The organism is Lewinella sp. JB7 (assembly GCF_024297185.1).
In the GTDB taxonomy this organism is placed as follows: domain Bacteria; phylum Bacteroidota; class Bacteroidia; order Chitinophagales; family Saprospiraceae; genus Neolewinella.
The window spans coordinates 594,407-610,848 of sequence record NZ_JANCTD010000001.1 but is presented as its reverse complement, the minus strand read 5'-3'; the positions used below and the strand labels follow the sequence as shown (position 1 = coordinate 610,848).

General features: G+C 50.3%; 12 protein-coding genes. 10 read left to right on the top strand and 2 right to left on the bottom strand.

Annotated features, from left to right (window positions below):
• Nucleotides 1-36: 36 nt before the first annotated feature.
• The 5 genes from NMA52_RS02245 (at nt 37) to NMA52_RS02225 (ending at nt 6,793) form a co-directional block, all read left to right on the top strand.
• Nucleotides 37-1,131 (top strand): hypothetical protein, encoded by a 1,095-nt coding sequence (locus tag NMA52_RS02245; RefSeq protein ID WP_254826006.1) that lies wholly within the window; start codon nt 37-39, stop codon nt 1,129-1,131.
• A gap of 405 nt (nt 1,132-1,536) precedes the next feature.
• Complete coding sequence (locus tag NMA52_RS02240; RefSeq protein ID WP_254826005.1) at nt 1,537-4,071, top strand: DEAD/DEAH box helicase family protein; 2,535 nt, start codon at nt 1,537-1,539, stop codon at nt 4,069-4,071.
• Nucleotides 4,072-4,075: 4 nt separating this feature from the next.
• Complete coding sequence (locus tag NMA52_RS02235) at nt 4,076-4,702, top strand: DUF4433 domain-containing protein (RefSeq protein WP_254826004.1); 627 nt, start codon at nt 4,076-4,078, stop codon at nt 4,700-4,702.
• The gene (locus NMA52_RS02230; RefSeq protein WP_254826003.1) at nt 4,702-5,748 is read left to right on the top strand and encodes a macro domain-containing protein; all 1,047 of its coding nucleotides are present in this window, start codon (nt 4,702-4,704) and stop codon (nt 5,746-5,748) included. The genes NMA52_RS02235 and NMA52_RS02230 overlap by 1 nt, the downstream gene beginning before the upstream one ends.
• Nucleotides 5,749-5,806: 58 nt before the next feature.
• Nucleotides 5,807-6,793, top strand: a complete 987-nt coding sequence (locus tag NMA52_RS02225; RefSeq protein WP_254826002.1) for a DNA methyltransferase — start codon at nt 5,807-5,809, stop codon at nt 6,791-6,793.
• On the opposite strand, the gene NMA52_RS02220 is transcribed toward NMA52_RS02225, so the two are convergent.
• Nucleotides 6,784-7,512 carry an IS1 family transposase gene (locus tag NMA52_RS02220; RefSeq protein ID WP_254826001.1) on the bottom strand — a complete coding sequence of 243 codons (729 nt, stop codon included), beginning with the start codon at nt 7,510-7,512 and terminating at the stop codon, nt 6,784-6,786. The genes NMA52_RS02225 and NMA52_RS02220 overlap by 10 nt on opposite strands.
• 116 nt (nt 7,513-7,628) lie before the next feature.
• On the opposite strand from NMA52_RS02220, the gene NMA52_RS02215 reads away from it, so the two are divergent.
• The 5 genes from NMA52_RS02215 (at nt 7,629) to NMA52_RS02195 (ending at nt 14,990) form a co-directional block, all read left to right on the top strand.
• On the top strand, nt 7,629-8,900 hold the full coding sequence (locus NMA52_RS02215; RefSeq protein ID WP_256534078.1) for a DNA methyltransferase: 1,272 nt from the start codon (nt 7,629-7,631) through the stop codon (nt 8,898-8,900).
• A gap of 582 nt (nt 8,901-9,482) precedes the next feature.
• Nucleotides 9,483-10,907 carry a reverse transcriptase domain-containing protein gene (locus NMA52_RS02210; protein WP_254825999.1) on the top strand — a complete coding sequence of 475 codons (1,425 nt, stop codon included), beginning with the start codon at nt 9,483-9,485 and terminating at the stop codon, nt 10,905-10,907.
• A 118-nt stretch (nt 10,908-11,025) separates the two neighbouring features.
• Nucleotides 11,026-12,792, top strand: a complete 1,767-nt coding sequence (locus NMA52_RS02205) for a restriction endonuclease (protein ID WP_254825998.1) — start codon at nt 11,026-11,028, stop codon at nt 12,790-12,792.
• A gap of 74 nt (nt 12,793-12,866) precedes the next feature.
• Nucleotides 12,867-13,847: a viperin family antiviral radical SAM protein gene (locus NMA52_RS02200; RefSeq protein WP_254825997.1), complete on the top strand. Its 981-nt coding sequence runs from the start codon at nt 12,867-12,869 to the stop codon at nt 13,845-13,847.
• A gap of 30 nt (nt 13,848-13,877) precedes the next feature.
• Complete coding sequence (locus NMA52_RS02195) at nt 13,878-14,990, top strand: T9SS type A sorting domain-containing protein (RefSeq protein ID WP_254825996.1); 1,113 nt, start codon at nt 13,878-13,880, stop codon at nt 14,988-14,990.
• Between the two features lie 1,009 nt (nt 14,991-15,999).
• On the opposite strand, the gene NMA52_RS02190 is transcribed toward NMA52_RS02195, so the two are convergent.
• Entirely contained in the window at nt 16,000-16,413 is a 414-nt protein-coding gene (locus tag NMA52_RS02190; RefSeq protein WP_254825995.1) for a response regulator transcription factor, read from the bottom strand.
• Nucleotides 16,414-16,442 lie beyond the last annotated feature (29 nt).

The window sequence follows — 16,442 nt, the reverse complement described above, 5'->3', positions numbered from 1 at the left end:
TACGAACGTGAAACTGCAACATTGTACATTTCCATCTTGAACTATGAAGCGACCGCAGATGAATATGCCCCTTATCGGTTAGCCAAAGCTGAGATCAAGACAGTTGTTTTCAAAACACTAGATCGCACTAAGTTTTGTGCTCAAATGTGCTACTATCAATCGGGAAATCTGCCGCTGAGTCCCCAAATACTTCCGACCAAAGTTGATTTATCCACAGAGCCGTTTGTATTCCATAAAATTCCGCATGCACCAGCACAGGACTCTGTAGACCTACCGAAAAGAACTATAAACAAAGGGCCTCAAACGAAAACGGTACAAGTCCAAATTCCAATTGCAGACCTCACCATCAAAGATGGTGGTGTCAAAGGATCATTCGAAGAATATGGTGTCGGTCACCCTTTATCTTTCACCATTGTCAACCAACATCTTCTAAAAGAATTTCACCCAATCCGGGATTTCTTCGCGCGCCGTTTGCGTCGTAAAACCGTGGAGGTAACCGCCTTGCTAAAATTTAGGGCCGACGGTGACCCAGAGCTTTGCGATGTTCAATCTCCCCAGATTGACAAGATTGATGAGGGGATGATTCAAGTGTTGCGAACCAATTTAGTACATGGTTTTATCCGAGCCGATAAAACCGACAAGCGTTTGTTCACACCGGAAGATTTGATGGCTAACTACGCGGAAGATGCACCCGAACGGACGCTCCTCCCCCCGCCTGGCATCGATTTACTTCGAGAAATCCTGGATAAGAAAGCAGTACGCAATGCTGCCCATCTTACTCATCTGTCCAATGTACATGAACGTGGGCAAAAACTTCAATTCGTTGTCTGTCCATGCTTCGGCTTTCTCTTCTTTATACGGGGAGAATTCATGCACCATTTTGTCCTGGAACTCTTAAATAGCCATGCAACCTACATCTGGAGTATGCCTAAAGAAAGTGGAACGCTTGCCGAACATCTTAACTATTTAACCACCGAAATCGAGCATTTAAATTCCCTTGGCCGAAGCAACTATCGCCGCATGAACACTTTTGAGTACTGTTTTAGAGTGATTAACCATGACAGCGTCAGTTCGGAATTCGTAGATGGCTTCCCACGCTGGAAAGCTCGCCTGGAAGAAGGCCTGGTTTGAAATTATGTTGATATCCGTAAAGTATCGTGTACAAGCCGTAGAAACTACTACTTCAGCCCACGGAGTGTAGGTTGGGGCTGAATAAGGTGATTTGATTCACAAAATTTGTGAAGTTTATGGTTCAGGCTAGGACAAGCTCATCAAATTGAGCACTAAAGTTTCGTCACAGCCTTTTGTTTAGGCTGGGTATAGTATTTTACTGCCATATTCTATACGCTCGTGCCTAACAACGCCCCCTTCAAAATCCGCCCCCCCGACCAACGGTGGGCCCCCTCCCAATCCCAGCTAGATGCCTTCGCTGATGCGCACGAGAAGCTTCTACCTCCTCTCGTGCACGAGGTACGGACACGAGTCTTCAACTGGCGCTCGGGTGGATACCAGGGTGTTTCACCAACCACTCGCGCCTTGCTCGAGCACTGGTTCGAAATCGAGCATCCATTACCTGATGGAGAGAACTATTTTCGTTTCTATTTCGCCCAGCGTGAAGCCATTGAATCGGTAATTTATCTGTACGAGGTAGCTGGTGTGCACGATCGATACGATATGCTCCGGCTCGACCCCTCGGAACGCGTTAGTGCGGGTATGTTTCCCGAACGATGGACACGCTACGTCACTAAAATGGCCACGGGCACGGGTAAGACTAAAGTATTAGGGCTCATTCTCTGCTGGAGTTATTTTAATGAGCTCTACGAAGCGGACAGCAAGTTGTCCAGGAACTTTCTCCTCATTGCTCCAAACATCATCGTCCTTAACCGGCTCCGTAAAGACTTTGAAGGCCTGAAGTACTTCTACGAAGACCCGTTTCTCCCCGAAAACGGGTGGCGAGACCACAATTGGCAACAAGATTTCCAGCCGTCCCTTCACCTACAGGACGAACTTAAACCGATCAGTCGCCACGGCAATATTTTCCTGACCAACGTGCACCGCATCTTCATGCCCGAAGAGCGCAAGCTAAGTATGGAAGACTACTTCCTCGGTGGTAAAGCACGCAGTGATGCGGATACGGGACGGGGCCTCGATCTAGGCAAAGTGCTCCGTAGCGACGCGATCCAGGATCTGGTGGTGCTTAACGACGAGGCTCACCATATCCACGACAAAAAACTAGCCTGGTTTCAGGCCATTGAGGACATCAACAATAACTTAAAGCAAAAAACCGGGCACGGACTAGCACTGCAGTGCGACGTTACCGCCACCCCAAAACAGAATAACGGGAGTATTTTCGTTCAGACCGTATCGGATTATCCCCTCGTCGAAGCCATTCGACAAAACGTGGTCAAGACACCCGTTCTGCCCGATAAGGAAAGCCGCCTTAAAATTGCGGAAGTAGAATCGGCCGATTTTGTTGAGCGGTACCGCGAGCACCTAAATCTCGGATACCTTGAATGGGAGCGTCAGTACGATGCACTGAAGGACACCGCCACTCCCCTACTCTTCATTATGGCGATGACTACCAAGGAAGCCGATGCGGCGGCCGCTTACCTGGAGCAGAACTTTCCGCTCCTGCGCAATCGCGTCCTTAGCATCCACACCAATAACAAAGGAGAGATCAAGGAAACTGCTAGCAGCAAAAAGGCAAAGGAAGAACTCAACCGCCTCCGTAAAGCCGCCGATGACGTAGACTCCCCTCACTCCCCCTACAGAGCAATTACCTCCGTACTGATGTTGCGGGAGGGCTGGGATGTACGTAACGTTACGACCATTGTAGGTCTGCGCCCCTTCAGTGCCAAATCCAATATTCTGCCCGAGCAAGCCATCGGCCGGGGGCTGCGCAAGATGTTTTCTTTAGACGTGGAGGAAAGTCTGGTGGTAGTCGGCACCCCGGCATTCGTCAACTTCATTGAGGAACTGCGCGACCAAGGCGTTGAATTTAAGTACGCACCGATGGGAGCCAGTAATGGCCGCCCCAAAAGTCCACTCATCGTTGAAATCGACACGAAGAAAAGCGAGGAGGAACTGAACGCATTGGATATTCCCCTACCCGTGCTCAAACCTCGTATTATTCGGGACTACAACCGCCTGGACCGCATTGATATTACGGACCTAAAGCACCCCATCGCCCAGTGCCAGGATTTTCCCGGTGAAACGAAAGAGATTGTATTCAACAACATTCACGGCGATTTCGATCACCTTACCGAGGTTAATGAATTCACTCCCGACTGGCGCAACGTGCTCAGCTTCTACACCGATGCCATCATGCGGAGCAACCGCCTTTTTCAGGGCTTCGATGTGCTTTACCCCATGGTTGAAGACTTCGTCATCTACCGACTCTTTGGGCGCGAGGTCGACCCCAATCAGGAAAAAGTACTTAAGAATCTAAGCTCAGCGGGTGTACGTAAGATCCTTTACGATGTGTTTAACCGTGCGATCGCTCGTTTGACGATTCACGACACGCACACCACGGAGCTTATCGGCTACCGTAGCCTCCGTGAGGCGCGGCCGAGTCCAAAGTCCGAGCAGCCCTACGTAAAAGCCAGTAAATCGGTCTTCAACCTGATCTTGGGCGACAACGACATGGAACGCGCCTTCGCCGCCAAGTGCGAACACCAGTTCAAAGACGTGGTCGCTTTCGCGAAAAACACGGAGGGCGACGGCGGCGTCCGTTTCCACATTGAGTACCAGAATAAGAAGGGCAGCATCAGCCAGTTCTATCCCGATTTTTTTGTCAAAACTACCGACGGCACCATTCACGTCGTCGAGACCAAGGGCCGGGAGGACCAGAACGACCAACTCAAGATCGCGCGCCTCGTACGCTGGGTCAGGGACGTCAATGAACTACAGGACAAATATCATTACGAGCCCCTCTACGTCACCTGGGAGGATTGGGTAGCGCACGGCGACCACGCCCGTAGCTTTGCCGATCTAGTAGACCTCTACAAAGCCGATACCCTCGCTACGGAACAACAGGTGGGCGGGGCCGCAGGTGCACTGCAAAACCGGTAAAGCAATGCCGCAAGTACCGGATATAGTCGGCGTTTACCGGATTACCCACCTGGATAATATTCCATTGATTCTCCGGGACGGGATCTACGCAATGAATAGTGTCAAACCGGACGCTCATTACCGCTTTATCGCCGACCAGGCCATCATCGATCGGCGGGCAACGAAAGCAGTGCCCGTTGCACCCGGTGGCACGCTGGCGGATTACGTACCATTCTACTTTGGCGAACGATCGGTGATGCTGTATACGATTAATAAGCGCGAAATGGCCAAACAGGAGGAGGTAGTGTATCTGCTCGTCAAACTTGATTCGATCGAGCGACATAATTGTACGTACTGCTTCACCGATGGACACGCCTCCAGCGCGCTCACCACTTTCTACTCGGACCGAGCCAAGATGTCCAAGCTCGACTGGGAGGCCATAAAAGCACACGACTTCAGGAATACGGAGGATGACCCGGACCGCATGCGCAAAAAATCAGCCGAACTACTCGTCAAGCACCACCTGCCACCCACCTGTATCGATCACCTAGTTTGTTACAATGAAGTAGCTTTGCAAAAACTTAAACAATTTGTGTTAGATTCAGGGCTCTCTATTCCTTCCTCGATCCAGCAATCCAGATTCTACTTCTGATGATCCAGTTCACCACCGGCAACCTCTTAGACAGCCACGCAGCGGCTTTGGTTAACACGGTCAACACGGTCGGCGTCATGGGCAAGGGCATTGCCCTGCAGTTAAAGGAAGCCTATCCGCTGAATTACTCAATCTACCAGAAAGCCTGTAAGGAAGGAACCTTCACGACGGGACAAGTGCTTGCCGTAGCGGACGCCGATGCCTTCGGGCCCCGCACCATCATCAATTTTCCCACCAAGCAACACTGGCGGGGAAAATCAAAGTATGCGTACATCGAGACGGGTCTCGATGCTTTGCGCGACTACCTTGAGTCCTCGGCCATCGAATCGGTAGCAATTCCCCCGCTAGGATGTGGCAATGGTGGCCTGGATTGGGCGAAGGTGCGTGCCATTATAGAGGAAAAATTAGACGGTCTTGCAACTTTAATAGAGGTGTACGAACCCAATGTAAAAATAGCCGAACAGCTACGCGGCAAAGCAGTCGGAGGTAAGGTAAAAATGACCCGGGCCCGCGCCATGCTGCTGCAAGCGCTCTATCAGTACGAGGAAGGCGGCGAGCCGATTAGCCTTTTCGTAGCTACCAAACTGGCCTACTTTCTGCAAAAGATGGGTGGCCCCTTCGAGAAATTGAAGTTTCAGCGGTCGCACTACGGCCCCTACGCCGCGGGAATGAATCACTTCGTACGAACCTTCAACGGCAGTTATCTGCGGGGCATGGAACAAAACGAAGCCAGACCATTCGATCCGCTGCCACTCGATTATGCTAAAAAAAAGGAACTCGACGATTACGTAGCAAAGCGTCTAAATGAAGCGGATCGCGAAATCCTTACCCGCCTGGACGAACTGCTGGAAGGCTATAAATCGGCCTACGCCCTGGAGGTACTATCTACGGTAGCCTACATCCGTAAGGATCAGCCCCAGCTTACCACCGAGGATATCCTGGCGGAGGCAAAAGCTTGGTCCAGTCGTAAAGCAAAAATGCTCAGGCCTCGCTTTGTACAGGACGCAGTCCGCAGGCTCGACAGCTACGCGCAAGCACTAATCTAGCTATACTACCTGTTCTCCGGCCCATCTCCGCTCACTTCACTTTGCTTTTCCATATCTTATGAATCTTTCCCCCGCCGACCAGAGCCGCATTATCGATCTCATTAAAGCCGGCCAACCCGTACCAAAGGAGGATCTCTATAAACTGGCTGCCGACGAAGAAGATGTCTTTCTTTTCTGGAACGGCCGCGACGAAGCCACCACCAATGTCGTCCTCCCTTTCCACCACATCGAGCACATCGATGAACCCCGCAAGGAAGCAATGGCCGGTGGAGACAATTTCAGCCTTTTCGACGCGAAGGGGCGCCAAAAGAGTGGCTGGCAGAATAAGCTGATCTGGGGCGACAACAAGTTGATTCTTTCCAGCCTGGCCCACGGCCCACTACGAGCTCAAATCGAGGCGGAGAGCGGACTAAAACTAGTCTACATCGACCCCCCTTTCGCCGTCGGCGCCGACTTCAGCCACACCATCGATATCAACGGGGAAACGGCCACTAAAACTCAATCCGTACTCGAAGAGATCGCTTACCGCGATACGTGGCAGCGGGGAATCTCCTCATACCTAAGTATGATGTATGAGCGGCTGAAACTCATCCATAATTTGATGGCTGAGGATGGGAGTATTTATGTGCATGTGGGCTGGCAAGTGGCTAGCTATGTTCAAGTAATTTTAGAGGACATATTTGGACATTCCAATTATCATAATACAATCAGCTGGAAACGGTCTCATGCCCATGGCGATTCTGGACAAGGCGCACAACATTTTGGTAGAATAACTGACTACATATACATATTTTCTAAATCTGAAGGCTCGATTTGGAATCCACAGTACAGTGCTTATTCGCAGAAGATAATTGACCGTGATTATAAATATAAAGACGATAACGGAATATATAGACATACCCCTGTTGATGGGCCTGGAGGAGCATCTAAAGGCAATCCTTTCTATGAATTTTTAGGCGTTAGAGGTTATTGGCGATACAGCAAGGAAAAAATGCAAAAGCTTTATGATGAAGGCCTAATAGTTTTGGCGGTGTATCAGAAGTAATGGTGGGCGGTCAGATTGCGCTGCCAAAGTAAGTAACCGATGGCGGCCACATGGTTAGCGAGCTTTTTGGAGAACGACACGCTCCGTCGTACTAGCCGACTCACCCTGGCCCGCACCCCGGTAAAGTAGCCTTCAATGTGGTAGGTCAGCGCCTTACTTGCTCGGTGCTGTCGCCTGGGGATGGTTTGGTAGTAGGCCTCCCAGTAGTCCGTAGCGAACCAGCAATTGTCTTGCAACCTTTGCGGTAGCTTGTCGAAAAGCAGCTGGGCGTCCACTTTGCCTCTTCCGCCAACATGGAAGGCTAGAACCTGCTTGATTGCCGGGCAGTAGATTACCCAGATCCACTGTTTGTGCGGCTTGCGATCAACAAATGACCACATCTCATCTACTTGCAATTCAACGCTTTGTAGCTCTTCCTCCGTCAGGTTGTCGAGCAACTCCCAATCAACTCCGAGGTCGGCCGGCGTCCGCTCCCAAATGGAGGCGGCGAAGTCCATCAGCCAAGTCATGCTCACCTGCATCGCCCGGCAGATGGCGCGTAAACTGATCCGCTCGCGCAGCAGCCTTTCGATGTACGTCCGGGTCCGTTCGTCAATCCAGTGATCGTTATGGGCGACGAACTGCCGCTGACAGTCTTTGCACTGGTAGCGCTGCTTTCCGTGGTGAGTGTGGCCATACATGATTATCTTTCCACTCGTGCAGTCTGGGCAGGTGAGCATTCTTTTTGCGTTTAGTCACCTTTAAGATAGTGACCTCGCTCAGGCTGCCGCTTTTCCACTCATCAGACCATTACTTCTGATACACTGCCATAGTTTTATCTTCAACTGGTAAATCATTGAGTAAAAAAAAATATTTAAAAGACGCAAAAGGTACACCAGTAACTGATTTGTGGGATGATCTAAATCGCATTAGCCCCACGTCCAGTGAAAGACTTGGCTATCCTACTCAGAAACCCGAAGCCCTTCTCCATCGTATCATTGAAACCAGCAGTAATGAAGGCGATCTGGTTGCCGACTTCTTTTGCGGCTCCGGCACCACCGCCGCCGTGGCCGAAAAGCTCAACCGCAAGTGGATTACCACAGACCTGGGTCGTTTTGCCATCCATACAACTCGTAAGCGACTGATCGGAGTGCAACGGGAACTGAAGGAAAAGGGGCAGGACTTCCGCGCCTTCGAGTTGCTGAACCTCGGCAAGTACGAGCGGCAGTTCTTTTTGGAAGAGCTCAACGAGGAGCAGTCAGCCGGCAAGGAGGCCGCCTACCTGGGCCTGATTCTGGAAGCTTACCAGGCTCAGCGCGTGGAGGGCCACCGTCATCTCCACGCCCGCCGCGGCGAACGCTGGGTGCACGTAGGGCCACTCGATGTGCCCGTCACCGAACGCCGGGTAGATGATGTGGTAGCGGAATGTCTTAAACTTGGGTACACCCAGGTAGATGTACTGGGTTTTGAATTCGAAATGGGCCTTAATCCACGCAAGATCCAGGAGAGTGGTGATCGGGGAGTCCGCCTCCGCCTGCGGTATATTCCCAAGGAAGTCTTTGATGCCCGTGCAGTGAAAAAGGGGCAGGTAAAATTCTACGACGTCTCCTACCTGAAGGTTACGGCTTCACTGGAAGATCCTGCACCCGCGTCTCCGCCCGCAGCTACAAAGGCCGTAAGAATAACGCTTCGCGACTTCGTAACCAATTACACTCAGGACGACCTCGACCGCGTGGAGGATGGGCTGCGTAACAAGGGTAGCCAGGTCGTAATGGAAAACGGGCAGATCATTAAGCTGAGCAAAGACAAGAATGGCGTACTGAGCCGCCAGCTACTCACCGAAAACTGGCACGACTGGATCGACTACTGGAGCGTCGACTTCAACTACGATAGCAAGAAGGAGATCATCAACGTACCCGACGGCAACGGTGGCTTTGAGCCGCAGTGTACGGGCAGTTACATCTTCGAGAATGAATGGCAGAGCTTCCGCACGAAACACGACCGCACCCTAGAATTTACTTCCGCGCCGCGCACCTACGACAAGCCAGGTAAATACCGAATCATGGTGAAGGTGGTCGATATTCTTGGCGTGGATACCAGTCAGTTGCTGGAAATGGAGGTGAAGTAGTCGGATTGCGGTCACCAAATAGTTATGCAAGACCCAGTTTTCCACACTTGTGGAAAACGAATTGTGGTTTTTTGCATGCGACTGCCAACTATTGACTAGCCCCTTTTGTTTTTTATTCGCCTACTAGGAACTCAGACGTGGATTCCGCGACGGTAGGGAGACAAGTTTATTGTTGTGGCTTTCTAGTAAAGAACATCGACCACTTTCTTTCCGGAGAATAGTTCCACCGAATTTGCTGCATTGCGCTGCTACCTCGAGTGGTGACGCATACATCCTGCAGCATCTCTGCGTCACCACTCGTGGTGGCAACGCTGAGGTGGGTGCTAAGCTGAGACTGGTAAGTTGCGCTAAGCAGCTTACTACAATCAGCAGGTATCTGATCGATAAGGTCCAACGCCTACGGGCCTGGCCTTCTTCTCTTAAGTTTATAACAGTTACTTTCATTATTTGTAACTATTGGCCGGTATCCAGTCATCGTATTTACGCATGGTGGACCAACATCAACCTCATACTGGGGGGTAGGAACTAACGCGGATTTGGCCAAAATCCCATGTTCTACCCCCCATTACACATTCACGGATTATGACCGGTACGGATGCCGCGCGCTACTTCGCCTCTTTAGACGCAGAATTAGCGGCCCTGCAAGAACCTGAGTTGCAGGAAACATTTGTTGCCGAGCAATTCCCCAACTATCACCACATCGGGTCTTATTATGATCCCAGGGAGAAAAACGCACAAGAAGAAATCGTGTCCGCCTTCGAGAAGGAGCTATCGGGTTTCGACTTCACACCTCTCTTGGCCTTTGAGACGCGGCAACCCAAGTACGCTAAGGAGATCCTGCATCCCGACTGCAATTGTTTTCGCCGGGTGGGCATCAAAAAGCGGCCGATCAAAAGCTGCTCCCATCGCGACCGCCTCGTTTACGCCTGTTGGAATCATTACCTCGGTGGACACCATAAGCACTGGGTTGAAGCGAGCGGTTTATCCGGTGTCGTAGCAGCCTACATATCAGGTACCGGCTCATCAAACGTGGACTGGGCAAGATTCGCCTTCGACTACTTTCAGGGCAGGGACCAGTACAGCGCGGTTGCCCTGGACATTAAGAGCTTCTTCGATCAACTGCCGTGGCAATTATTGAAGGACAACCTTATTACGATAGTGGGGCAGGAAGGTGTGCTATCGGAGGTAGATTTCCAACTATTCAGGAAGATCACAAACTATACGTACGTTGAGCGTGAAGATCTGGACAAGGTCAAATTGAAATCAGCTACCGGCATGCTTATGACTCGGCATCCCAGCAACTGGAAAACCCTCAAGCAGGCCGACTTGCTGAAACGGAACGACACCAAAAAGGGTATTCCGCAGGGATTGGCCTGCAGTGGAGTGCTGGCAAACATAACGATGATGGAGTTCGACCGAAAAATGGCAAAACTGGCAAAGGACTCGGAGTCGGTATACCTCAGGTACGCGGACGACATTTTCCTTGGTTGCCCAGATCTAGCAACCCGTACTCGGTTACAGGCATCAGTGGAAGCGGAATTGGAAGTGATGCAACTGCCAATTAACGGTGACAAGACAGAATACTTCGATTACTTTTCAGATTCCCAGAGCCATCCAGTTATTAGCTACTTAGGTATTACTTGTCAAGGAAACCAGGTATCCGTTCGCCGAAACGGGATCAACAAGTTTTATGAGCGAACCAGCAGGTTTATTTATAGCTACGTGAACACCTGTAAGAAACGTGGTATCACCCCGTCCCGTCACAAGATACATGCCATCTTTGGTCACACGGGTAAGCGCAATTATTATGCCTACTTACGGCGAGCCTCAAAGGTATTTGAAGGCGATAAGAAGTACTTACCCAAGGGAATAAAGGGTGTGATGCGCAAACAGACTCCGTGGTTAGATAAGCAGTTTGATAAGGCATTGCTCTCCGAGCCTACGGGAAGTGCTCGGAGGACGGGGCCGAAGTTGCAGTTGTGCAACTGCCCGCTTAAGCGCGACTGAGACAGTGAACAATGTGACACAATAGCCACATATTTTGTCTGTTAAATAATTTGCCGTAAGTTTGTCTTGCTACCGCACACGCCCTCGCTTTACTGGCGACCAATCAATCCCGTGTACGATGGCAACTTTGTCTAAATCAATCAAGAAGCAGCTTAATAGCTTGCTTCGGGCTACTACATTTAGTGCCCAATCTTTTTCCACACTCTCAGATTCTTTACCTCAGGAGGAGGATAAGGAGCAGTTGCTGTGGGAAATATTTACTGACCGAAAACCTATTTGCGCTTCAGTTAGAGCGGGCATCCTTGATACCGTAAGTCAGGACACACGCGAGTGGCCCGTTTCTCGAATGGTGCGAGTGGTGCGGCGTAGTCAAGCTTTTTTACAGGAGGAGTGGGCAACCGCGCTAAAGCAACTGCCGCTAGAGGGTTTGGCAAAGCACCACCAACAGGGGTGGAAGGAGATCAAGCGGCATGAAAATTTGCTGTGGTCACGTGTTGAGGCAACCTTTGAAGTTGTAGATCAGGCAGTTAGTGCGGAACAGCTGCTTGGCGATTTTGCGTCAACGATTAATTATGGTATTAAATTTGTCGAGGACGGCGCCGGCTTTGAAAAGCTTCGTCAACAGTCCGCTTCCACTTATAACCTTTTGGTTTCACTATATTTTAAGCGCTACCGAGGCTTACTAAATTGCCATCCTCAACAATGGTTTGAGGTCGAAACAAGCATGGAATGTTTAGGCCTTTTTGTTGCTATAGATGAGTACTTAGCGTATTATGAGGGCATCGTAACCATCTACTCCTACGATGAGAATTTTGGTCCTACGGCCGATGGGTTAACTTTTGAATACTACAATAAGGCCCTTGTAGACCGCTGGCACGAAGACTGTATACGCCCACTGCTCATCGAGAATTTATATGAGTCTGTATCAAATGATGCCGTGCAGGGAGCACAACGGCTTATCGCGGACACCTGCTGCGAAACAATTATTCATAACAATAAAAACATTGACACGCTGGCGCTAGCCGAGCGCCTAATTGCGCTTTCCAGCGAATGCGAAGGTTTTGATAATCAAGGTATCAAAACTTTCACTCTTGTTAAGTTCCGCGAGTACTTCGATGGCGGTGCGCCAAACAGCAACCTTAGCGAATACGTACTGAATAAGCTGGTCTTCACTTCACCCCACAAGCCAAGACCCCCGAAGACCTTTGACCGTTTTGGTTGGCGGTGTGACGTTGACAAGATGCCGTTTCTTCGAGTTGGCGACATAATTTTCTGTTGTAAGTTCCTTATGGCTACCAATGCCTGGGTCTTTAGCACCGTGCAACTGGCCCTGGAAAGCTATCAATGTTGTGGCCACGGAAAATGCAAGCGTAAATGCACGGGGAACTGCACGGAAAGCATACACAGAACGACTACTGCTCTCGAACTAGAAAAAGTTTTGGGAAGCCATTTTGAGCAAAGGGGTTACCAAGTCAAGTATCCGAACAGCGGGGATTTTGGTCCAAAGGATGGAGACGTAGACCTGATCGTCTCAGATGGCAAGATGGACCTAATTATACAATGCAAGCGATCCTATGTGAGGTCCACTCTGAAGGACGCTAGCTTTGAACGCTCCCGTACGGACGGTAAAGCAGTTCGGCAACTTGAAATGGCAGAAGAGTTTTTATTTAAGCCAAACAAAGTTTATCGGTTAAAGAAAGCTAGTAAGTCCTGGACCGTCTCCACCTCTTTTGAAAATTTAGGAACCCTTATGGACGGAATCCAAAAAGTAAACTACTACGAACTGCATTGGACTTTGCACCTGATGCAGCAGTCAGAAATGCCCCTTTCCGATTTCTGCAAAGCGGTTGAGTCATATTCGCTGGGTAAACAACTAATGACCTGATGGATAGAGGGTGAAATCGCCTGTTTTGGGTTCCCCCCCGCACTCCCCCGCGGGCCAATTAAACCACGAACCCGATGGCCAGCATCACCCCCATTCCCAGCGTTAACTTTCACCTCATCAAGCCCTGCAATATGGGCTGCAAATACTGCTTCGCGCGCTTCAATGACGTAGATAACCAAAAGTTACTGAGGGGCGGTCCCGATCTACACAGTGCACTGCGCATCGTGGACGCCCTGGCCGACTTCGGCTTTCAAAAGATCACCTTCGCCGGCGGGGAGCCAACGCTGTATCCTCACCTGAAGGCGGTAGTGGGGCGCGCCAAGGCCCATGGGCTCACCACTATGCTGGTGACGAACGGCAGCAAGCTGAACTCAACGTTCTATGCGTCGTACGTCGACCTGCTGGATTGGCTCACCATCAGCGTGGATAGTTTGTCCATTGACACCAATCTCCGGATCGGGCGCGCCACCCACGGCGGCCGCGTTTTGTCCCGTGCGGAATATGAGCAGCGGCTATTGGAGGCCAAGGCACAGAAATTCCGGATCAAGATCAACACCGTCGTCAGCCGATATAATTATACGGAAGACATGAACTCCTTTCTCGACGCAGTACACCCCGAGCGCTGGAAGGTGTTTCAGGCCCTGCCGATCCGGGGCGAGAACGATGATTATCGTTCGGAATTTGAGATCACAACCGCCGAATACAAAGGCTTTCTCGTACGGCACAGTCGCCAACCCTCCCTAATAGTAGAAGATAATGATGCCATGAAGGGGTCGTACTGCATGGTCAATCCCGCAGGCGCCTTTTACACCAATGCGGAAGGGATACTGAGAGAAAGTCGCCCAATCCTTGAGGCAGGTGTCGAGGCGGCATACCAGGAGATGGGCTACAGCACCATAAAGTTCCTGGACCGCGGCGGGGTGTATGACTGGGGAAACAAGGGCATTTATAATATTTACGCGCTGCAAATGTCGCGCATGATTCCGCTATACAATCAAACTGACGTTCGAGCCATCCTGCCATGTTGCAAATATTTTTGTAGCATTGTACAATAATGAGCTTATATTTAACTAAAATTAGGAAATATGAGATCGTTATTCACGCTTCTTCTGTCATTGAGCCTCTGCCAGTCATACAGCCAATCAGAAATTCTGAATCTACCAGCAGATATTGGCACTATTGCGGTACTCAAGGCTATTGATCTAGATACCACCTTAGTCGTAGGAGGCAACAGACTATACGATTTTTCAACCCTCGGGTCAGCTAAAAATATCCGGGAATTCGGGGACTATCCTTTAAGTGATATTCCGGACAGCCTATTAATTGGTGTTCAAATCGTAGAGTTGGCTGAGACTCAGCGTGAACTAATAACTATTGATGTAGCCGCCGAAGTTTACGGGTTGAAAATGTTATCTGGGTCCACCGTCGAAAGTGAGGTAGACTCTTCTATAGCAATAGTAGACAAACGGGACAACGGCTACTACTACGCAGGAGGTCTACTCTATCTTACTGACACTTCCGGTTACATAACTCCCGACGCCGGTAGGTTTCCATACGCCCCCAACGGAATACGAGTTGGGGAATCTATAGATACAATGTATTCTGCCGTGGACGGTCGGGACTCATCAGTATTGTACCATAGCTGGGAATACATAGGCGATGTAACGGTAAACACTTGGTACGGGATGTACGAAGACGTTGCCATGTTAGTGCACTCTGAAATTGACACAAATTTTGTCAATGGGCGTATTTCCAACGCTAGTAGAGAGTATACACATAGCCTTGCCTTCTACAGCAAAGACAGTTTTTTGTGGCTTATGGGAGCAGAAGGTGACTACAATCCAGCCGTCAAGACCTACGAGGTGGAATCACTCATTTTTTGGGAACGGATGCCGGGGTTTACCACCAGCGTATCCGATAGGGGAATAACAAAATCCTCATTGCCCATCTATGTGTATCCTAATCCTACAAATGAGAACTTGACCGTGAGAATAACGGTTCAATACCGTCATGAGGTAGAATTAAAGCTTGTCAATAGTTTGGGACAGGCAGTGTTAGACTTGGGTAAAAAAGTCGTCGACCTCGAGGACCACACTTTTACATTTGACGTTTCTGGATTGATGTCCGGAACCTACTACTTGATTTCAGTGACGAAAGGGAATGTGTCAGCAAGCAAACCCATTCTAATACATCGCTAGCTCTTTACGTTGGCACAAGGATAGCATATAAAGTTTTTAGGGATATAAGAAGGTATGACGTGGAGCGTGTATGACAACATTGTCCCTTAGCAACCAAATAAAGGCAAGTAGCCATATCTCAAATCGCCAATCCACAGAATATGACCTATCAGTTCCCACGGTTAACCGATGGCCAGGTGGACGAATTTAACGGCTGTCCACTAGCTGTTCTATAACTTAAGTCCGACCCTCCAAAAAACACCCCCCCCCTTAAACCACTTACCGCCCCCCCCTCAATCCTCCAACCCCTCCCGAGTCTCCGCGGAAAAGGGACCGTAAAGCTCGTGGGACGCCACATCCACTACGAACCAGCAATCGTCGCAGCGTTTACCCTCGTTTTGTAGTTCGTATGTGAATGATTTGACAGGCTTACGGTACTGGGTAGCGAATGCATGGACCGAGCTGGTGTCTATCCGTCCGTCCGCTTTGGCGTATACGAAATTGTCCGGCGACGCAGGGTCGGCTTAAAAAGCCTCAACCTTAGGGCTGGGTAGCGCGATCAGGCATATCGGTGGCCCTTGAAAAGTATCAAGGGACAAGGTACCTGCGACGCAGGGTCGGCTTAGAAAGCCTCAACCTTAGGGCTGGGTAGCGCGATCAGGCACATCGATGGCCCTTAAAAAGTGTCGAGGGACAAGATACCGGCGACGCAGGGTCGACTTAAAAAGCCTCAACCTTAGGGCTGGGTAGCGCGATCAGGCACATCGATGGCCCTTAAAAAGTGTCGAGGGACAAGATACCGGCGACGCAGGGTCGGCTTAGAAAGCCTCATCCTCAGGGCTGGGTAGCGCGATCGGGCACATCGGTGACCGTCGAAAGGTATCGGGGGACGGGCCACCAAAATTGTGTAATTTTCCACGCCCCCGCCACCGAATACATTTCCGGGCGTAGGTAACTAACCTCCCTTCCACATCGCACCACACGTTTAGCCTACTGAGACACCTTGCCTCCTGCTGCCTGCGGTAACCGATTATTCTACCGGGTCCACAATGATGTCCCCAAATTCGATCAGGGTTCCACCACCAAAGATCTTCCACGGGTGAACCGTGCGTAGACGAGCATTCAGTTTCGCCAAGTGGAAGGATTTAGTCAGGTAGCCATACACTCCGGGATCCAGGCCATCAATCCGATCGCTCAGGTTGTTTCGCGCGGAAATGAAAATACCGGCTCGTTTGTGTTTAGGCTTCAGTTTTTTTATCATCTTTAATCCACTTCCATTGGGTAAGCCGATGTCGACGAGGATGCATCCGTACCCAAAGACTCCGGCCTTATGGTAGCCCCCCCGCAGCGTACCCACCATTTCAAAGACGTGGCCGTCGGCAGCTAGGTAGTCAGCGATGGAGGAAGACAGATCGGGTTGGCCTCCGATGAGCAGGATGTTCATAGCGTGAAACTCTCAACCAAATTGGCGAT